The organism is Rhodococcus aetherivorans (assembly GCF_011058165.1).
Lineage (GTDB): Bacteria > Actinomycetota > Actinomycetes > Mycobacteriales > Mycobacteriaceae > Rhodococcus > Rhodococcus aetherivorans.
Genome location: NZ_JAALEG010000036.1, coordinates 1 through 18,594 on the forward strand (window position 1 = coordinate 1; position 18,594 = coordinate 18,594).

Annotated in this window: 24 protein-coding genes; 15 read left to right on the forward strand and 9 right to left on the reverse strand. The window is 71.8% G+C overall.

Annotated features, from left to right (window positions below; genetic code table 11):
- Nucleotides 1–41: 41 nt before the first annotated feature.
- The 3 genes from G6039_RS15520 (at nt 42) to G6039_RS15530 (ending at nt 2,932) form a co-directional block, all read left to right on the forward strand.
- Nucleotides 42–1,193, forward strand: a complete 1,152-nt coding sequence (locus tag G6039_RS15520; protein WP_420902767.1) for a benzoate/H(+) symporter BenE family transporter — start codon at nt 42–44, stop codon at nt 1,191–1,193.
- Nucleotides 1,190–1,666, forward strand: coding sequence for an acyl-CoA thioesterase (locus G6039_RS15525; RefSeq protein ID WP_006940160.1), 477 nt, complete (start codon nt 1,190–1,192; stop codon nt 1,664–1,666). Before G6039_RS15520 ends, G6039_RS15525 begins: the two co-directional genes overlap by 4 nt.
- Nucleotides 1,667–1,759: 93 nt before the next feature.
- Nucleotides 1,760–2,932, forward strand: a complete 1,173-nt coding sequence (locus G6039_RS15530) for a thiolase family protein (protein WP_029542887.1) — start codon at nt 1,760–1,762, stop codon at nt 2,930–2,932.
- A gap of 43 nt (nt 2,933–2,975) precedes the next feature.
- On the opposite strand, the gene G6039_RS15535 is transcribed toward G6039_RS15530, so the two are convergent.
- Entirely contained in the window at nt 2,976–3,446 is a 471-nt protein-coding gene (locus tag G6039_RS15535; protein ID WP_006940156.1) for an Lrp/AsnC family transcriptional regulator, read from the reverse strand.
- Nucleotides 3,447–3,612: 166 nt separating this feature from the next.
- Here G6039_RS15535 and pdhA point away from each other — a divergent pair, with 166 nt between their 5' ends.
- From pdhA to G6039_RS15555, 4 genes are read left to right on the forward strand one after another with little or no spacing between them, the layout of a single operon-like run.
- Nucleotides 3,613–4,716: a pyruvate dehydrogenase (acetyl-transferring) E1 component subunit alpha gene (gene pdhA, locus G6039_RS15540; protein WP_006940155.1), complete on the forward strand. Its 1,104-nt coding sequence runs from the start codon at nt 3,613–3,615 to the stop codon at nt 4,714–4,716.
- Nucleotides 4,713–5,696, forward strand: coding sequence for an alpha-ketoacid dehydrogenase subunit beta (locus tag G6039_RS15545; protein WP_006940154.1), 984 nt, complete (start codon nt 4,713–4,715; stop codon nt 5,694–5,696). Before pdhA ends, G6039_RS15545 begins: the two co-directional genes overlap by 4 nt.
- Nucleotides 5,697–5,706: 10 nt before the next feature.
- The gene (locus G6039_RS15550; RefSeq protein WP_029542885.1) at nt 5,707–7,011 is read left to right on the forward strand and encodes a dihydrolipoamide acetyltransferase family protein; all 1,305 of its coding nucleotides are present in this window, start codon (nt 5,707–5,709) and stop codon (nt 7,009–7,011) included.
- 21 nt (nt 7,012–7,032) lie between these two features.
- Complete coding sequence (locus G6039_RS15555; RefSeq protein ID WP_029542883.1) at nt 7,033–8,208, forward strand: MFS transporter; 1,176 nt, start codon at nt 7,033–7,035, stop codon at nt 8,206–8,208.
- Here G6039_RS15555 and G6039_RS15560 read toward each other — a convergent pair.
- The 4 genes from G6039_RS15560 to G6039_RS15575 all read right to left on the reverse strand — a co-directional run bounded on the left by G6039_RS15560 (nt 8,205) and on the right by G6039_RS15575 (nt 11,830).
- Nucleotides 8,205–8,822: an NADPH-dependent FMN reductase gene (locus G6039_RS15560; protein WP_029542881.1), complete on the reverse strand. Its 618-nt coding sequence runs from the start codon at nt 8,820–8,822 to the stop codon at nt 8,205–8,207. The genes G6039_RS15555 and G6039_RS15560 overlap by 4 nt on opposite strands.
- Before the next feature lie 123 nt (nt 8,823–8,945).
- Nucleotides 8,946–10,376, reverse strand: coding sequence for an NAD(P)(+) transhydrogenase (Re/Si-specific) subunit beta (locus tag G6039_RS15565; protein WP_029542879.1), 1,431 nt, complete (start codon nt 10,374–10,376; stop codon nt 8,946–8,948).
- Nucleotides 10,373–10,717 (reverse strand): NAD(P) transhydrogenase subunit alpha part 2, encoded by a 345-nt coding sequence (locus tag G6039_RS15570; protein ID WP_006940142.1) that lies wholly within the window; start codon nt 10,715–10,717, stop codon nt 10,373–10,375. Before G6039_RS15570 ends, G6039_RS15565 begins: the two co-directional genes overlap by 4 nt.
- Entirely contained in the window at nt 10,718–11,830 is a 1,113-nt protein-coding gene (locus G6039_RS15575; RefSeq protein ID WP_043797226.1) for a Re/Si-specific NAD(P)(+) transhydrogenase subunit alpha, read from the reverse strand. It lies immediately after the preceding gene.
- A gap of 259 nt (nt 11,831–12,089) precedes the next feature.
- Here G6039_RS15575 and G6039_RS15580 point away from each other — a divergent pair, with 259 nt between their 5' ends.
- From G6039_RS15580 to G6039_RS15605, 6 genes are read left to right on the forward strand one after another with little or no spacing between them, the layout of a single operon-like run.
- Nucleotides 12,090–12,455 (forward strand): DUF488 domain-containing protein, encoded by a 366-nt coding sequence (locus G6039_RS15580; RefSeq protein WP_006940140.1) that lies wholly within the window; start codon nt 12,090–12,092, stop codon nt 12,453–12,455.
- The gene (locus tag G6039_RS15585; RefSeq protein ID WP_164528083.1) at nt 12,452–12,622 is read left to right on the forward strand and encodes a hypothetical protein; all 171 of its coding nucleotides are present in this window, start codon (nt 12,452–12,454) and stop codon (nt 12,620–12,622) included. Before G6039_RS15580 ends, G6039_RS15585 begins: the two co-directional genes overlap by 4 nt.
- 4 nt (nt 12,623–12,626) lie before the next feature.
- Nucleotides 12,627–13,397, forward strand: coding sequence for an SIR2 family NAD-dependent protein deacylase (locus tag G6039_RS15590; protein WP_051445986.1), 771 nt, complete (start codon nt 12,627–12,629; stop codon nt 13,395–13,397).
- A 4-nt stretch (nt 13,398–13,401) separates the two neighbouring features.
- On the forward strand, nt 13,402–13,842 hold the full coding sequence (locus G6039_RS15595; RefSeq protein ID WP_029542872.1) for an HIT family protein: 441 nt from the start codon (nt 13,402–13,404) through the stop codon (nt 13,840–13,842).
- Nucleotides 13,839–14,723 (forward strand): maleylpyruvate isomerase family mycothiol-dependent enzyme, encoded by an 885-nt coding sequence (locus G6039_RS15600; protein ID WP_006940133.1) that lies wholly within the window; start codon nt 13,839–13,841, stop codon nt 14,721–14,723. Before G6039_RS15595 ends, G6039_RS15600 begins: the two co-directional genes overlap by 4 nt.
- Before the next feature lie 11 nt (nt 14,724–14,734).
- On the forward strand, nt 14,735–15,358 hold the full coding sequence (locus tag G6039_RS15605) for a Type 1 glutamine amidotransferase-like domain-containing protein (protein WP_043797229.1): 624 nt from the start codon (nt 14,735–14,737) through the stop codon (nt 15,356–15,358).
- A 21-nt stretch (nt 15,359–15,379) separates the two neighbouring features.
- Here G6039_RS15605 and G6039_RS15610 read toward each other — a convergent pair whose 3' ends face one another.
- Nucleotides 15,380–15,697, reverse strand: coding sequence for a hypothetical protein (locus G6039_RS15610; RefSeq protein ID WP_006940127.1), 318 nt, complete (start codon nt 15,695–15,697; stop codon nt 15,380–15,382).
- A gap of 128 nt (nt 15,698–15,825) precedes the next feature.
- Here G6039_RS15610 and G6039_RS15615 point away from each other — a divergent pair, with 128 nt between their 5' ends.
- Complete coding sequence (locus G6039_RS15615; protein WP_006940125.1) at nt 15,826–16,347, forward strand: hypothetical protein; 522 nt, start codon at nt 15,826–15,828, stop codon at nt 16,345–16,347.
- Between the two features lie 174 nt (nt 16,348–16,521).
- Entirely contained in the window at nt 16,522–16,800 is a 279-nt protein-coding gene (locus tag G6039_RS15620; protein ID WP_006940123.1) for a GNAT family N-acetyltransferase, read from the forward strand.
- A 92-nt stretch (nt 16,801–16,892) separates the two neighbouring features.
- Here the strand turns inward: G6039_RS15620 and G6039_RS15625 are convergent, their stop codons facing one another.
- From G6039_RS15625 to G6039_RS15635, 3 genes are all read right to left on the reverse strand, one after another.
- Nucleotides 16,893–17,579 carry a DUF998 domain-containing protein gene (locus G6039_RS15625; protein WP_051445987.1) on the reverse strand — a complete coding sequence of 229 codons (687 nt, stop codon included), beginning with the start codon at nt 17,577–17,579 and terminating at the stop codon, nt 16,893–16,895.
- Between the two features lie 168 nt (nt 17,580–17,747).
- Nucleotides 17,748–17,921 (reverse strand): Sec-independent protein translocase subunit TatA, encoded by a 174-nt coding sequence (tatA, locus tag G6039_RS15630; protein WP_006940119.1) that lies wholly within the window; start codon nt 17,919–17,921, stop codon nt 17,748–17,750.
- Nucleotides 17,921–18,592 (reverse strand): Rid family hydrolase, encoded by a 672-nt coding sequence (locus G6039_RS15635; protein ID WP_043797233.1) that lies wholly within the window; start codon nt 18,590–18,592, stop codon nt 17,921–17,923. The genes tatA and G6039_RS15635 overlap by 1 nt, the downstream gene beginning before the upstream one ends.
- Nucleotides 18,593–18,594: the final 2 nt, after the last annotated feature.

Below are 18,594 nucleotides of genomic sequence, written 5' to 3' on the forward strand. Positions count from 1 at the left end.
CCGCGCGCCTGCAACATCGTCGGAGAGGTGCAGCAACCCCGATGCGACGACGAGCTCGAGCGATTCCGGTTGGGCGTCGAGGTCCAGCATCGCATGCTGCAGGAACGTGTACAGCTGCGACGCGGGCGGTCGGGGCGTCGCCGTCGGAGGCGGCGTCCGGTCTGCTGGCGCTCTGTGTGACGCAGGGGCTCGGCATCCTGTGGCTGGCGCGGCGGTACCGCACACCGATCACCCTCGCGTGGTCCACGCCCGGCGCCGCGCTGCTCGCCGGCACCGGCGTGGTGGCGGGCGGATGGCCGGCCGCGGTGGGCGCGTTCGTCGTCGTGGGCGCCGCGATCGTCCTGACGGGGCTGTGGCCGCGGCTCGGCGCCCTGATCGCGGCGATCCCGACGCCACTGGCGCAGGCCATGCTCGCCGGGGTGCTCGTCCCGCTCTGCCTCGCCCCGGTCGAGGGGGTGATGTCCTCGCCCGCCTCGATCCTGCCCGTGGTGGCGACGTGGCTCGTGCTGCAGCGGCTGCGGCCGCGCTGGGCGGTGCCGGGGGCGTTCGCGACGGCCGCGGTGGTCGTGGCAATCCACCTGTCGCGCTCGGGAACCCGGCCCGCGGCGCGGGATCTGCTGCCCTCGATCGATCTCACGGCTCCGGCGTGGACGTGGCAGGCGCTGCTCGGCATCGCCGTGCCCCTGTACATCGTGACGATGGCGTCGCAGAACATCCCGGGCACCGCAGTGCTCGACTCGTTCGGTTACGCCACGCCGTGGCGGGCGGCGATGACGGTCACGGGCCTCGGCACCGTCGTGGCCGCGCCGGCCGGTGGGCACGCGATCAACCTCGCGGCGATCAGTGCGGCGCTGGCGGCGGCGCCCGAGGCGGACCCGGATCCGGCACGCCGGTGGGTGGCGGCGTGGTCTGCGGGCTGGTCGTATCTCGCGCTGGCCCTGTGCTCGACCGGGCTCGCGACGGTCGTGGCGATGGCACCGGACGGGGTGGTCGAGGCGGTGGCCGGATTGGCCCTGCTCGCGACGCTCGGCGGGGCCCTGGCCTCGGCTCTGCGCGACGCGCCGGAGCGCGAAGCAGCGGTCGTGACGTTCCTGGTCGCGGCGTCCGGATCGACCCTGTTCGGTATCGGATCGGCATTCTGGGCGTTGATGGTCGGACTTGCCGTCCGCGTGGGACTATCGTCAGCACGGTGACGAACCGCCAGCCGACGACGCCCGCCGCCGACCCACCCGTTCCCGCCCGGTTCCCGGTCCTCTGGCCGATGCAGACCCGGTGGGCGGACAACGACCACTACGGCCACGTCAACAACGTCACCTACTACTCGTACTTCGACTCCGCGGTCAACGGATGGCTGATGGCCACGACCGGGGTCGACATCCGGGAGCTGGACGCGATCGGCGTGGTCGCAGAGACGTCGTGCCGGTATCTGGCGGAGCTGTCGTTCCCGGACCGGCTGCGCGTCGGCCTGGCGGTGGAGCGGCTGGGAACCCGCAGTGTCACCTATTCGCTGGCCATCTTCCGGGAGGACGGCGAAGGCGGGCTGCAGCCGGCGGCGACCGGGCGTTTCGTGCACGTGTACGTCGACGCCCGCACGCGACGTCCCGTGGCGATCCCCAAGGAGATCAAGAAGGCGGTCGCCCAGCTGGTGACGCCCCCGGCGGAATAGCTCCCGACCACCAAGCATCCGCTTGGCATTGTATTCATCTACCGGATTACACTCCGGGGCATCCGCACGTCCCCGAGAGAGAGCGATCCCAAGATGCGCGATGCTGTCATCGTCGAAGCCGTTCGTACCCCCATCGGCAAGCGGGGCGGCGGCCTGTCCGGCGTCCACGCCGTCGAGCTGTCCGCCCACGTCCTGCGCACCATCGCCGAACGCACCGGCATCGACCCGGCGCTCGTCGACGACGTGCACTGGGGCACCGTGCAATCCGTCGGCATGCAGTCGGGCAACATCGGCCGCATGGCCGTGCTCGGCGCGGGCTGGCCGGAATCGGTGCCCGGCTTCACCATCGACCGGCAGTGCGGCTCGTCGCAGCAGGCCGTCTCGACGGCGGCCGCGGCGGTGATCTCCGGCCAGGCCGATCTCGTCGTCGCCGGCGGCGTCGAGATCATGTCGGCGATCCCGCTGGGTTCCTCCGCCCCCGAGGGCACCGGGCAGATGGGCGGTCCGGCCCGCGAGCGGTACGCCGACGAGCTCACCGCGCCCGGCTTCCACGGCCGCTTCAACCAGGGCGTGGGCGCCGAGATCATCGCCGAGCAGTGGGGCATCTCCCGCACCGAGCTCGACGAGTACTCCGTCCGGTCGCACGAGCGGGCCGCCCGCGCGCAGGACGAGGGGTTGTTCACGGACGAGATCGCGCCGTACACCCTGGCGGACGGCACCGTGATCGCCGCGGACGAGGGCATCCGGCGCGGCTCCACCGTCGAGAAGCTCGCGGGCCTGAAGGCCCCGTTCCGGGAGAACGGAGTGGTCACCGCCGGCAACGCGTCCCAGATCTCCGACGGCGCCTCCGGGCTGCTGATCACCACCTCGGAGAAGGCGAAGGCGCTGGGCCTGACCCCGCTCGCGCGCGTGCACACCGCCGTGGTCACCGGCGACGATCCGGTCAAGATGCTCACCGGCCCCATCCCGGCCACCGCCCTGGCGCTGAAGCGGTCGGGACTGTCGCTCGACGACATCGACGCGTTCGAGGTCAACGAGGCCTTCGCCTCGGTACCGCTGTCGTGGCAACGCGAGACGGGCGCGCCGCTCGAGAAGCTGAACCCCCTCGGCGGTGCCATCGCGCTCGGCCACCCCCTCGGCGCCTCGGGCGGTCGCCTGGCCGCGACGTTGATCCACCACCTGCGCCGCACGGGTGGCCGCTACGGCCTGCAGACGATGTGCGAGGGCGGCGGCACCGCCAACGCCACGATCTACGAGATCCTCTAGTCCGCGGTGGTGCCTTCCGGGACCCGGTCCCGGAAGGCACGCCTCATCGCTGCGCCAGCCGCTCGAGCAGCGGCGTCGTGCGCGGACCCACCAGTTCGCGCATCACCAGCGCCATGTTGGTGCGCTCGACGCCGGGGATCTCGAGGATCTGCCCGGCCAGCCGGTAGAGATCCTCGGCGTCGCGCGCGACCACCTTCACCGACAGGTCCGTCTGCCCCGTCATGCCGTACACCTCGGTCACCTCCGGGATCTGTGCCAGGGCCGCGACGACCGAATCGAGCCGGTGCTGATCGACCCGGGTGGCGACGAACGCCGCCAGCGGATAGCCGAGAGCCCGCGGATCCACCCGCCGCTCGAACGACCCGAGGACCCCCTCCGCATCCCATCGCGCGAGCCGCGCCTGCACCGTGTTCCGGGACAACCCCAGACGCTGGGACAGCTCCACCCCGGTCGCCCGCGGGGTCCGCGCAAGCTCGAGCAGCAGCCGGGCGTCGGTGGCATCGAGACTGGTCATATTTCGCAGTATGACAGCGTCGGGCACCCCGAAACCGTGCTTCCTGCACAATTGCGCATCGGCCGATTGCGCACCTGCACCCCGCGTGGATCATGTGAGGTACAACACAGGTCCGCCGGCCCGCCTCACGAGGGCGACCGGTCCCGCCATAGCGAGGTGGTGCACGGTGGTCGACAAGATTGCCTATCCGGTCCAGCTGATCCAGCCCGACGGACGACGGGTCTACAACCCCGAGTACTCCGCGCTCGTCGCCGACGTCGGACCCGACGAACTCCGCGCCCTCTACCGCGACATGGTCGTCGTCCGCCGCCTCGACGCCGAGGCCACCGCGCTGCAGCGGCAGGGCGAACTCGGACTGTGGGCGCCCCTGCTCGGCCAGGAGGCCGCCCAGGTCGGCTCCGCGCACGCCCTCCACCGCGACGACTACGTGTTCACCAGCTACCGCGAGCACGGGGTGGCCTGGTGCCGCGGCGTCGACCCCGCCGACATGACCCGGCTGTGGCGCGGGTGCGCCCACTCCGGCTGGGATCCGGCCACGGTCAATATGACCAATCCCGCCATCGTCGTCGGCTCCCAGGGCCTGCACGCCACCGGATACGCGATGGGCGCCCACTTCGACGGCGCCGAGATCGCCACCGTCGTCTACTTCGGCGACGGGGCGACCAGCCAGGGCGACATCGCCGAGGCCCTCGGCTTCGCCGTCGCGTGGGGCGTCGGCGTGGTCTTCTTCTGCCAGAACAACCACTGGGCGATCAGCCACCCGGTCCGGTCGCAGAGTCCCGTCCCGATCGCGCAGCGCGCCGCCGGCTACGGGATGCCGGCCGTGCAGGTCGACGGCAACGACGCGCTCGCGGTACTCGCCGTCACCCGCCGGGCCACCCGGCATGCGCGGGAGGGCAGCGGCCCGTCGTTCGTCGAGGCCATCACCTACCGGATGGGCCCGCACACCACCTCCGACGACCCCACCCGCTACCGCACCCCCGCCGAGACCGAACTGTGGAAGGCCCGGGACCCGATCGACCGGCTCCACCGGCTGCTCCGGCGGGAAGGACACGCCGGCGACGAGTTCTTCGACGAGGTCGGCGCCGCCGCCGACGAGGCCGCGGCCCGGCTGCGCGCCGGCACCCTCGGTGCCCCGAACCCCGAGCCGCTGAGCATGTTCGACCACGTCTACGCCACCGACCATCCGATGATCGCCGAGGAACGAACCCGCTACCGCGACTACCTCGCCGATTTCGAGAACGCGACCCACGAGGAGGCGCTGTCATGACCACCACCACGCTGGCCCTCGGGGCCGCCCTCGGCGCCGGGCTGCGCCGGGCCCTCGAACACGACCGCAAGGTGGTGATCATGGGCGAGGACGTCGGCCGGCTCGGCGGGGTCTTCCGGGTCACCGACACGTTGCAGAAGGACTTCGGCGACAACCGCGTCATCGACACGCCCCTCGCCGAATCCGGGATCGTGGGAACGGCTTTCGGCATGGCCCTGCGCGGCTACCGGCCGGTGTGCGAGATCCAGTTCGACGGCTTCGTCTACCCCGCGTTCGACCAGATCGTCTCGCAGGTCGCCAAGATCCACTACCGCACCGCCGGGAGGGTCACCGCCCCCCTGACCATCCGCATCCCCTACGGCGGCGGGATCGGTGCGGTGGAGCACCATTCGGAGTCACCCGAGGCGTACTTCACGCACACCGCCGGACTGCGGGTCGTCAGCCCGAGCCATCCGGCCGACGCCTACACGATGATCCAGCAGGCCATCGCGCTCGACGACCCGGTGATCTTCCTCGAGCCGAAACGCCGGTACTGGGACCGCGGCGAGGTCGACCTCGACGCCGAGCCCGACCTCCCGCTCGACAAGGCCCGCGTCGCCCGGCCCGGAACGGACGTCACCGTCGTGACGTTCGGGTCGATGGTGGCCACCGCGCTGCACGCCGCGCAGATCGCCGACACCGAGGGGCACTCGGTCGAGGTGATCGACCTCCGGTCCCTCTCCCCCATCGACTTCGACACTGTCGAGGCGTCGGTCCGGCGCACCGGACGGCTCGTCGTGGTGCAGGAGGCTCCGCTGTTCTGCGGCATCGGCGCCGAGATCGCCGCCCAGCTCGCGGAGCGCTGCTTCTACCAGCTCGAGGCGCCGGTGCTGCGGGTCGGCGGCTTCGACATCCCCTATCCCCCGGCGAAACTCGAGGCTTACCACCTGCCCGACCCGGACCGGATCCTCGACGCCGTCGACCGCAGCCTCGCGGCGTGAGGAGCCGGACATGGAACCGGGCATGAGCGAACACGGCACCGTGGTGACCGAACACAGCGAGGTCTTCCGGCTGCCGGACCTCGGGGAGGGCCTGACCGAGGCGGAACTGGTGTCGTGGTCCGTCGCCGTCGGCGACCGGGTCGAGCTCAACCAGGTGATCGCCGAGGTCGAGACCGCCAAGGCAACGGTGGAACTGCCCTCCCCGTACGCGGGAACGGTCGCCGAACTGCTCGCCGAGCCGGGCGCCGGCGTGCCCGTCGGGGCGCCACTGATCCGCATCGCGGTGCCGGTCGCGGCGGGCACCGCGCCGGCCCCGACCGGTGGCGGGGACTCACCCGTGCAGGTGCTCGTCGGCTACGGGCCGGGCGCCGCGCCGGTGAGCCGGCGCGCGGCCCGCGCCGCAGCGGCGGCACCGGCCCCGGCGCAGGCACCCCCACCGCCCGGGGAGCGGCACCGCCCCGACGCGAAACCGTCGGCGCGCCGCGAGGCCCGGCTCCTCGGCGTGGATCTCACCGAGGTGACGGGAACCGGCACGGGCGGGGCGATCACCGTCCCGGACGTCCGACGCGCCGCGGAGGAACGCGGATCCGCTACGGCGGCAACAGGATCGGATCGCGAGACCCGGACCCCGATCCACGGGATCCGCAGACGTACCGCCGCCGCGGTGGCGCGCAGCGCCTTCACCGCCCCGCACGTGACCGTGTTCCTCACCTGCGACGTCACCGCCACGGTCGACCTCGTCGCCCGGTTGCGCGGCGCGGCCGCCTTCGAGGGCCGTCACCCGACGCTGCTCACCGTGGTGGCCAAGGCGCTGCTGCGGACGCTCGAGCACCAGCCCGTCCTCAACGCGGCCTGGGACGAGGAGCACCAGGAGATCGTCACCCGCCACTACGTCAACCTGGGCATCGCGACCGCCACCGACTCGGGCCTGATGGTGCCGGTGATCCGCGACGCCGACCGCATGTCGCTGCCGGACCTCGCCGGCGCCATCGCCCACGCCGCGGAGACCGCCCGCTCCGGCCGGGCCACCCCGGCCGACCTGACCGGCGGCACGGTCTCGATCACCAACATCGGCGTGTTCGGCGTCGACACCGGCACCCCCATCCTCAATCCCGGGGAGACGGCGATCCTCGCGCTCGGTGCCGTCACCCCGCGACCGTGGGTGGTCGACGGCGAACTCGCCGTCCGGCAGGTGACGACGCTGTCGCTGTCGTTCGACCATCGTCTCGTCGACGGCGAGCAGGCAGCGCGGGCGCTGGCCGAGATCGGGGCGATCCTCACCGACCCGGTGCCGGAACTGCTCGCCGGTATCTGACGGGCGGTAGCGTCGGGACACGTGACCGCTCAGGATCTTCGCCGCGCCCGCGCGGCCGTGTTCGCCACCTTCGGCGTCAACGGGTTCCTGCTCGCGATGTGGGTGGTGCACATCCCCGCGATCGAGGAGCGCGTCGGCATCGACCACGCCACGCTGGGTTCCCTGCTGCTGGTCCTCGCGGCCGGGGCAATCGCCGGAATGCAGGCCACCGGTCCGCTCGCCGACCGGTTCGGCAGCGACCGCACCACCGTCGCCGCGGCGGTCCTGCTGGCGGTGGCGACCCTCGGCCCCGGCCTGGCCGGCGCGGCGTGGCAGCTGGGCGTGGCGCTCGCGGTGTTCGGGTTCGCGAACGGCGCCCTGGACGTGTCGATGAACTCGCAGGCCGTGGCGGTCGAGCAACGCTACCGGCGGCCGATCATGGCCGCGTTCCACGGCCTGTTCTCGGTCGGCGGGGTCGCCGGGTCGCTGGTCGGGGCGGCCGCCCTGGCGACGGGGCTCGCCCCGGCCGTCGCCCTCGGCGGCGCCGGCCTCGTCGGCGCGCTCGTCGTCGCGGTCTCGGCGCCGCACCTCGTGCGGGTGCCCCGGGTCGAGCACCCGCGCGAGGCCGGCCCGCGCGGCGGATACTCCCGCCGGGTGCTGCTGCTCGGCGGGCTCGCGTTCATGCTGATGCTCAGCGAGGGCGTCGCCAACGACTGGAGCGCCCTGCAGGTCAAGGAACACCTGGGCAGCCCGGATGCGGTCGCGGCGCTGGCCTTCGGCGCGTTCTCCACGACGATGACGCTCGGCCGCTTCGTGGCGGACCGCGTCAGCGCCCGCATCGGCGCCGTGGCCGTGGTCCGGTACGGCACGCTGCTGGCGGGGGCCGGGATGGGCACGGTCGTCGCCTCCCCGTGGCTGCCCACGACGCTCGCCGGATGGGCGCTGTTCGGGCTGGGCCTGTCCGGCGCCGTGCCGCAGATCTTCAGCGCAGCCGGGAACATCGACGCCGGCGCCCCGGGCCGCAACATGTCCCGTGTCGTCGGCATGGGATACATCGGGTTCCTGGCGGGGCCCGCCACCATCGGCTGGCTCTCGGAGGCGACGTCGCTCACCGCGGCGATGACGGTGCCGTTGGCATGTGTGCTCGCCGCCGCAGCCCTCGCCGGCTCCGTCGGTGAGCGGACCCGTCGCACGCTCGCGCGCGTGGACGGCCGCTAGCGCGGGAGGACGGTCAGGACCCGCACGACGTGGTCGCGGAACTCGCGCATGTAGTTGCGGAGGAAGTCCTCGGTGCCCGAGTTGTGGACGGTGCCGTCGTCCCCGAAGACCTCGGGCGTGTAATGGATGTACGCCTCGGGCGACGTCATCTGCCGCGCGTTGCAGAAGCTCAGCACGGCGCGCAGGCTCTGCTGGCCCACGGCGGTGCCGATCGCGCCGATGGAGGCGCCGATCACGGCGGCCGGGATGTGATCGAACGAGTTCTGCCCCCACGGGCGCGACGCCCAGTCGATGGCGTTCTTCAGCGCCCCGGGAATCGACCGGTTGTACTCGGGTGAGACGAACAGCACCGCATCCACAGCGGCGATCGCGTCCTTGAGCGCGGCCCCCTCCGGCGGGTAGTTCGCGTCGTAGTCGGGGCTGTAGAGCGGCAGGTCCCGGATGGCGATCTCGACGAATTCGAGGTCGTGCGGGGCGAGCCGGATCAACGCCTTCGCGAGGATACGGTTGATCGAGGTGGACGACAGGCTGCCGACGAAGTAGCCGACCCTGTACGTCCTCTCGGTCCCTGGGTGCTCGGTCCCTGAGTGCTCGGTCCCTGGGTGCTCGGTCACGGGACGCATCCTTTCCGTCGGTGCCACGGGCCGGGGCACAGCCCGCCTGCCACCTCCGACGGTCGCACACGAGCGGGGCGCCCGCACGGTGTTCCGTGCGGACGCCCCGGTTCGTCGAACTCCCTACAGCGCCTTGAGTTCCTCGGTGACCTCGGAGACCATCTTCTTCGCGTCGCCGAAGAGCATGGAGGTGCGGTCGGCGGTGAACAGCGGGTTGTCGATGCCGGCGTAGCCGGAGCTCATCGAGCGCTTGAGCACGATGACCGACTTGGACTGGTCGACGTTGAGGATGGGCATGCCGTAGATCGGGCTGGACGAATCCTGCCGGGCGGCGGGGTTGGTGACGTCGTTGGCGCCGATGACGACGGTGACGTCGGTGCGGGAGAACTCGCCGTTGATGTCGTCCATCTCCTTGAGCGCCTCGTACGGCACCTCGGCCTCGGCGAGCAGGACGTTCATGTGCCCGGGCATCCGGCCGGCGACCGGGTGGATGGCGTACTTGACCTCCACGCCCTTCTCCTCGAGCAGCGCCGCCATCTCCTTGACCGCGTGCTGCGCCTGCGCCACCGCCAGCCCGTACCCGGGCACCACGATGACCTGGTTGGCGTAGGCCATCTGGACCGCGGCATCGGAGGCGGAGGTCGCCTTGACGGTGCCGCCGGCCCCGCCCGCCACCGCACCGGCACCGCCGTCGCCGCCGAACGAGCCGAACACGATCGCCGGGATGGACCGGTTCATCGCCTTGGCCATCAGGTTGGTCAGGATCGAACCCGACGCACCGACGATCATGCCGGCGACGATCATCGCCTGGTTGTTCAGCGCCAGGCCGGCCGCCGCGGCCGACAGGCCGGTCAGGGCGTTGAGCAGCGAGATGACCACCGGCATGTCGGCGCCGCCGATCGGCAGCACCACGAACAGGCCCATCAGCCCGGCCACGACGAGCAGCGCGACGATCCACACCGCCGAGGTCGGATCGTTCGCCGGGTCGGCCGCGAGTCCGATGTACACCGCGAGCGCGATCGCCGCGAGCGCGAGCACGATGTTCGCCAGCTGGAAGGCCTTGGCCGCGCCGACGAGGCGGCGCTCGAGGTTCTTGTTCAGCAGCTCCTGCAGCTTGGCGAACGCCACCAGCGAACCCCAGAACGACACCGATCCGATGATCGCGGCGAACAGCGAGCCGACCACCACGGGCACCGTCGGTTCCTCGGCGAGGGTGGTGAAGCCGTCCGAGTCGAGGAACTCCGCCCACGCGATCAGCGCGACGGTGCCGCCACCGACGCCGTTGAACAGCGCCACCAGCTGCGGCATCGCCGTCATCTTCGTGCGCAGCGCCGGCGGGACGCCCAGGACGACACCGACGACCAGGCCGGCGACGATCCAGCTCCAGTTGTCGGTGTCGCGGATGTCGATCAGCACGGCGAGCACCGCCACGGCCATGCCGACCGCGGCGATGTAGTTGCCGCGGACCGCGGTCTTCGGGCCGGTCAGGCCCATCAGACCGTAGATGAACATCGCGAACGCGACGATGTACAGGACGGAGACGAGGTAGCTCATTTCGCGTCGGCTCCCTTCTGCTCCGCCGGGGCGGCCGACACCGGCACCCGCTTCTTGGGCTTGAACATCGCGAGCATGCGGTCGGTGACGACGAAGCCACCGACGACGTTCAGCGTGCCGAACACCAGCGCGACGAACAGGATGACCTTGATGCTCCACGGCGCGCCGGCCGGCAGGTGGCCGAACACCACCAGCGCACCGAGCACCACGATGCCGTGGATGGCGTTGGTGCCCGACATCAGCGGGGTGTGCAAGGTGTTGGGCACCTTCGAGATCACGGCGAAGCCCACGAACCCGGCCAGGACCAGGATCGCGATGTTCGCCAACAGTTCGGTATACATCTAGACGTTCTCCTTCGAGCGGGTCACGCACGCGCCGTCGAGGATCTCGTCCGAGAAGTCCGGCGCCAGGGCACCGGACTCGTCGAGCATCAGCTCGAGCAGGGCCACGACGTTCTTCGAATACAGCTGCGAGGCGTGCTCGGGCATGGTCGCGGGCAGATTCAGCGGCGAGCAGATGGTCACGCCGTGCTTGACCACCGTGCGTCCGGGTTCGGTCAGCTCGCAGTTGCCGCCGGTCTCGCCGGCCAGATCCACCACCACCGAGCCGGGCTTCATGCCCTCCACGGCGGCGGCGGTCACCAGCCGCGGCGCGGGCCGGCCCGGCACCAGCGCGGTGGTGATCACCACGTCGAAGCCCTTGATGGCCTCCTCGAGCGCCGCCTGCTGCTGCGCACGCTCGTCGGCGGTGAGTTCGCGGGCGTAGCCGCCCTCACCGGCGGCGTCGATGCCCAGATCGAGCCACTGCGCACCGACCGACCGCACCTGGTCGGCGACCTCCGGACGCACGTCGTAGCCGGTGGCGCGCCCGCCCAGGCGCTTGGCCGTGGCCAGCGCCTGCAACCCGGCCACCCCCACACCGAGCACCAGCACCGTCGCCGGCTTGACCGTGCCCGCGGCGGTGGTGAGCATCGGGAAGAACCGCGTCGACTCCGACGCGGCGACCAGCACCGACTTGTACCCGGCGACGTTCGCCTGCGACGACAGCGCGTCCATCACCTGCGCCCGGGAGATCCGCGGGATCGACTCGACGGCGAACGCCTGCACCCCGGCCGCGGCCAGCGCCCCGATCTGGTTCTGCGCGTTGCGCGGGGCGAGGAACCCGATCAGCGCCTGCCCCGACCGCATCCGGGCGACCTCCGCATCCGACGGCGGCGCCACCTTGAGCACCACATCCGCCGACCACGCATCCCCGATCCGCGCACCGGCCTCGACGTAGGCCTCGTCCGGGATCAGCGCACCGAGCCCGGCCCCGGACTCGACGACCACGTCGAGCCCCTTCTTGATCAACGACGGGACGATCATCGGCACCAGCGCGACCCGCCGCTCGCCGTCGTTGGTTTCCCGAACGACGCCGACGGTGGGTCGCGCTGTCACCGCACGTCCCGTACCCATATCCTCGGTTTCCAAAGTTTTCGACTCCTGCGTTGAATCGGCACCTCACCGCGATGAGCGGCGGGTCATGTGCGACGAGCGGCCGACTCGGGCCGTGCACGATGGGCGATGAGCCTAGTCAGACGTACCCCGCCCCCGACAGCGGCGCAACCGCTGGGTTTCGTCTGAATCGAGTCCGAACAGTCGAACGATGCCAGAATGTGAGGTAGTTCACTTCACAATTCTGCCGTATCCGCGGTGAGGGAGGAGGGGCGAGTCCATGGCACGTCGCAGCGTCGTCGTCGAGCGCGTGTACGACCATCCGGGAGACGAGGAGGCGTTCCGGGTGTTCGTCGACCGGCTGTGGCCGCGGGGGCTGCGCAAGGACGCGTTCCATCACGACGACTGGGCCAAGGACCTGGCGCCGTCGACCGGGCTGCGCAAGTGGTACTCGCACGACGCCTCGCAGTTCGCCGAGTTCCGCGACCGGTACCTCGCCGAACTGGACGGCCCGGACGCGCGTGCAGCCCTGGCGCGCCTCGACGACTTGGCCGACGGCCGGTCCGTCGTCCTGCTCACCGCCACCCGGGACCTCGAGCACAGTGGCGCCGCCGTCCTCGCGGAGCGGATGCGGGGTGCGCGGTGAACGACGTGCCCGCCGCCGGCGGCGACCCCGTGTGCTGGATGCACCGGGTCTGCCCCGACTGCGGCTTCTTCCTCGAGGAACCGGAGGCCCCGTGCCCACGGTGCGGCGCCGTCCTCCGGCACGACGAGGAGAGTACGGACGAGTCCGGCCCCGGCCCCCTACCCTGACCCGATGCCCACTCCCCCCGCGCGGATCCTCGATCTGGCCCGGCCCGCACGACGGGTCGCCGTGCTCACGGGCGCCGGAATGTCCGCCGAAAGCGGCGTGCCGACGTTCCGCGACGCGCAGACCGGCCTGTGGGAGCACTTCGACCCGGCCGATCTGGCGACACCGGAGGCGTGGGACCGCGATCCCGCGTCGGTGTGGGCCTGGTACCAGTGGCGCGTGGCCCTGGTCCGACGAGTGCAGCCGAACGCCGGGCATCGGGCGCTGGCCCGCTGGGGGCGCACCGTGGACCTGTCGATCGTCACGCAGAACGTCGACGACCTGCACGAGCGGGCCGGCAGCCCCGTGCTCTCGCATCTGCACGGCAGCCTGTTCTCGCCGCGGTGCGCCGAGTGCGGCACCCCCGCCGACCTGCCCGAGGCCCCCACCGAGCCGGTCGCCCGTCTCGATCCACCGGCCTGCGGCGCGTGCGGCGGCGACGTGCGGCCCGGGGTGGTGTGGTTCGGCGAGCCGCTGCCGGCCGGACCGTGGGAGGCGGCCACCGCCTCCGTGCTGACCGCCGACGTGGTGTTCGTGGTCGGCACGTCGGGGATCGTCTATCCGGCCGCCGGCCTGCCCTCGCTGGCCCGCCGGCACGGTATCCCCGTCGTCGAGGTCAACCCCGAGCAGACCGACCTGTCCGACCGGGTGGACGAGGTGTGGCGCACCACCGCCGCGGTGGGCCTGCCGCAACTCGTCGCAGCGGTCGCCGCGGAGCAGACGCCCCGCCTACAGTGAGCGGGTGAGCTCCTGTGTGTTCTGCGCCATAGTCCGCGGCGACGCTCCCGCCGTGCGGGTGTACGAGGACGACGACGTGGTGGCCTTCCTCGACATCCGGCCGATCGCCCGCGGGCACACGCTGGTGGTGCCGCGGGTCCACGCGCCCCGGCTCGACGACCTCGATCCCGAGCACGGCGCCGCGCTGTTCCGGGCCGGGCAGCGCATCGCCCGGGGCGTGCAACGCTCGGATTTCGCCGCGGACGGCGCCAACCTGGTGTTCAACGACGGCCGGTCCGCCTTCCAGACCGTCTTCCACGCGCATCTGCACGTGCTGCCGCGGTGGCGCGGCGACAAGCTGCGCCTCGCGGCGGGACTGCTGCGGCGCCGGCCCCACGACCCGGAGGCCACCGGTGCGGCGATCCGCGCCGGCCTGGCCCGTCTCGAAGCGGAGGACGCACTGTGACACACGGAAAGACACACGGAAACACCACGACCGGCGGCACCACCGGGCCGGACACGGACGCCGCGCCGGAGTTCCCGGTCGAGCCGATCCGCGCGCTGCTGCTCGAGCAGTTCGGGGTCATCGACGAACTGCTCGCCGACGTACACGGGGACACCTGGTACACGCCCACCTCGCTGCCCGGGTGGACGGTCAAGGACATCACGGCACACCTGATCGGGACCGAGTCGATGCTCGCCGGTATCGAGGCGCCGCACGTCGAGATCGACGTGCACGCCCTCGGCCACGTCCGCAACGAGATCGGCGCCTTCAACGAACGGTGGATCGAGTCCCTCCGCGGCACGCCCGGCGACGAGGTGCTCGCGCGGTACCGGGAGATCGTCGCGCGCCGGCGGGAGCAACTCGGGGCCATGACCCAGAAGGACTTCGACGAACCGGCGATGACCCCGGTGGGGCAGGCCACCTACGGCCGTTTCATGCGCATCCGCGTCTTCGACTGCTGGATGCACGAACTCGACCTCCGCGACGCGCTCGGCGTGCCCGGCGACGAGGGCGGCGCGCGGGCCGAGCTCGCAGCCGCGGAGATCTTCGGGGCGCTCGCGTACGTCGTCGGCAAGCGCGGCAAGGCTCCCGACGGGGCGCGGATCACGTTCGAGCTGAGCGGCCCGCTGGCCCGCACCCTCCACGTCGAGGTGGACGGCCGGGCCGCGGTGGTGCCGGCCCTGTCCGGTCCGGCGACGAGCACCGTAGCTATGGATTCGCGGCTGTTCGTGCGGCTCGCCGGCGGCCGCACGCACGCGTTCGACCGTCTCGACGAGATCACCCTCGGCGGCGACACGACGGTGGGCCGGCGGATCGTCGACCACCTCGCCTTCACGATCTGATCGGCGGCTTCGTGCGGCTGTTCCTGTCGTCGTACCGGTTCGGCACGGATCCCGGGTTGCTCCTCGGAGTCACGCGGGGGCCGTGCCCGATCGCGGTGATCGCGAACGCGGCCGACGCATGGCCGTCCCGGGCCCGGGACTCGGCGGTGGCGAGCGAGCTGGCGCCGCTGCGTGCGCTCGGATACGAACCCACCGAGGTGGATCTGCGGGACCATGCCGGCGCCCCCGACGGCCTGCGGGCGGCGCTGTCCCCGTTCGGAGCGTTGTGGGTGCGCGGCGGCAACACGTTCGTGCTGCGCGCGCGGCTCGCCCTGTGCGGGGGCGACGAGATCCTCACGGACCTGGTCCGTTCCGGTGGGCTGGCCTACGCTGGATACAGCGCAGGGGCGTGCCTTGTGACGCCGTCCCTGCGCGGTCTCGAATTCTCCGACGATCCCGGCGAGGTCGACGCGGTCTGCGGGGTCCCGGCCCGCTGGGACGGTCTCGGGTGGGTGGACTACGCGATCGTCCCGCACGCCGGGGACTCGCCCCTCGCCGACGCGGGCGTCGCGCGGACGCTGGACTTCCTCACTCGCGAGCGGCTGCCGTTCCGGGCACTCGGCGACGACGAGGTGATCGTCGTGGACGAGTCCTGAGGCCCCGTGGCGGTGCCGTGGTCACGGCCCGTTGCTCGCGCGGACGAACGGCGCGAACCGGTCGAGGGAGACCCAGGCCGTGCGGCATCGGCGGGCGGTGACCTCGTCGGCCCGCGCGAGCAGGATGTCGAGAAGTTCCCGGGGATTGTCCCGCCAGCGCAGGGCGAGGTGCCGTTCCTCCTCGTCCGACAGCGCCGCGAACCTGCTCGCCGCGGCGGCCCAGTCCGCCACGTCCCCGTGATGAAGGCGCTCCAGCGCGTTGTAATCGACTCGCCGCGAAAGGAATTCGTCGGACAACGCGCGGACGAGTTTCGCGTCCGTCAGCGCGGATGCGGTCATACGGCACCTCCTTCGAACGACCGTTGACGTTAGTGACCTGCGACAACCACCCGATCGCGCAGCCGGAACGATTCGATAACAGAGTGACTGGTGAGACTGATGTGACTTCCGCTGTTAGGATCCGTACGGTGGAGACACTGACCGACCTGCTCACGAGCGGTGCGGCACCCTGGTGGGCCGTACCGGTGGGACTCACGGCCGGCGTGCTCCTCGGCGTCCTCGCCACCCGGATCGGCGCGCGACCCCCGCGACGGAACGCCGCCGTGGCCGCTCCCCTGCGGGCGGCCGATCGCGCGCTGCAGGTTCGCTTCCTGCACGCCGCCGACAGCGTCTACAACCACCTGTTCGAGGCGGATCACTCCGCCCTCGCCGAGGCCGACCTCACCGAGGCCCTGCAATCCGACGACCTGCACCTGCGCTCGGTCGCCCGCGGCATCGTCGACCTCGACGCGATCGTCAACGAGATGCGGCTGTCCGCTCCCGATCCGGTGCTCGCCGCCGCCGTCGCCCTCTTCGGATACCTCACCGCCGTCTCGAGCGACGGAACCGACGACCTCGACGAGTTCCGGGACCGCTACCTGACCCGCAAGTCCGCGTTCGTCGACGCCGTCCGCGCCGCCCACCCGCCGGCCGGCCCGGTCCCCGCCTGAGCCCGTCGCCACTGTCGACTGCATCGCGTCACCACCACCACGTCACCGCTCACGTCACGCGGGGCCCGCCCTCGACACAGGTCCACAACAGGAACATCGCGGCCCGCGCCGCGCGCATTACCGCCGCCGCGGGCGGATCCCCCCGCCGGCGCGACGGCCGGTAGGGTCGTTGGCGTGACCAACGACGAGCACCGCATCGAACATCACGCCGAGCAGTCCCGATTCGCGTTGTACACCGGCGACACCCTCGCCGCGTTCGCCGACTACACCGACTCGGACGGTGTGCGCGACTTCGACCACACCGTCACCCAGCCCCGGTTCCGCGGTCACGGACTCGCCGCCGAGGTGGTCCGCCACGCCCTCGATGCCACCCGTTCGGAGGGCCTGAAGATCGCGGCCTCGTGCTGGTACGTCGCGCAGTTCCTCGACGCGAACCCCGAATACCGGAACTGACTCGCCGAGGCGCCGCCTCAATCAGCACGGAGGCGCCGCCTCTATCAGCACGGAGGCGCGCGCCTCTAACAGCGCGGAGGCGCCCGCCTCGCTCAGCGGGCGCCGGCCTGCCCGGTGGGGGCACCCCCGGCGCGCAGGCAAAGGCCCAGCGCGACGAGCGTGGGGAAGACGACCAACCAGAGAATGCCCCGCTGCACGAGACCCGCGAGGTCGTGCAGGGGCGCGTCGTCGGGCAGCACCAGCACGACCATGAGCGGCACGCCGGCCGCGGCGACGAGTCCCGCACCGAGCACGTAGCGCGACAGCGCCGGGAACCGCCCGTCGCGTGCGAGACGGCGCGACGTCACGACCAGGCCGAGCGCGATGCACGAGAAGAACGTGAAGCCCGAGACGAAGTGGTAGCCCGGGTCGTAGGTGACCCCCGCTGCGTCCTCCCGCAGCGGGAACACCGCCGCGAGCAGTGCGCCGACGCCGGCGAGACCGATCAGCACCGGGCCGAGGGCGCCCGTCCGGTCGGCCGCCGGTCCCCGGTGCACGGCGACGGTGAAGATCAGCAGCAGGAGTCCGAACACGACGAAGTTGAACTGCTGGATCCAGCCGTTCGGGCCGGCTTCGAGCGCACTGATCGTTTCCGCGGTCGGGCTGTACTCGTCCCGCCGGGCTGCCTGCTGCGCCAGCACCACCACGGTGAAGAGGAGGGGCGCGACGATCCCGGCGAGTGCGGCGGCACGTCCCCGAACCAGCCGCGTACCGGGTCCGACGCCGACGTGTGCGCTCATGACCGCTCCTGACCGAGTCCGAATCTGCCGTCGCAGAGGACGTTAGGAGCACCGACGGTGACCGGCATCGGAAGGATTGCCCATTCGGCCCGCCCCGGGATGGGAACTTCGACCCATCGCCCGGCGGACGCGGCCCGTGGGCCTGCGCCGCGGCGCAGGCCCACGCGTTCACAGCTCCCGTGGCGCGTCGCCGGTGTCCGTATGCAACTCACCCACTTCCGTCTTCAGGATTCGCATCGACCGTCCGAGGCCCCGTGCGGCCTCGGGCAGCCGCTTGGATCCGAACAACACCAGCACCACGAGAGCAATGATCGCCCAGTGGGCGGGACTGAGTGCTCCCATCAGCGGGGTCCCTTCCCCTCGGGGTAGACGGCGTCGACCTCCACTTCGACGAGCCACCCGGCCACCGGCAGACTCGCCACCTCCAGCGCGAATCGGCTCGGGCGAGCCGGGTTGCGTTCGAGCGGCGCGGCGGGCTCGGCGGTCCCCATCGGCACCAGCTCGGTGTCGCCGGTCTCGAGGTTGGTGTTCGCGAAGAACTGGCGGTACGCCCGGTTCCATCCGGCGTAGTCGGCGCGATCCGTCCCCGGGGCGTTGTCGAGGAAGACCCGCATCGTGGTCACGTCCGCCAGACCGAGCCCCTGAGCCTCGAGATTGTCGCGGATCTTGCGGAGCACATTGATGCCCTGCGCCTCGGTGACCGTCACCCCGGCCGGGAGGACACCGCCCGCGAAGGTCGCGGTGTCGATGTAGGACTCCGGGGACCCCTGCGGCGCGGCGGTGTTCGCGGCCGACGGCCCGATTCCGCTGGTCTTGTACACGGCGGCGCTGGCGCCGATGCCCACGCCCTCGGCGATCATCGGGTTGGCCTCCCCGACCGGCAGCACCGACTGCACGAGCACGGGCGGTGCCGAGCCGGCCTCCGCGTCCGTGGACGAGCACGCCACGGTCGAGGCGCCGACGACGGGCAGGACCAGGGCCGCGAGAACGGTTCGGGCGGCACGCTTGTTCATGG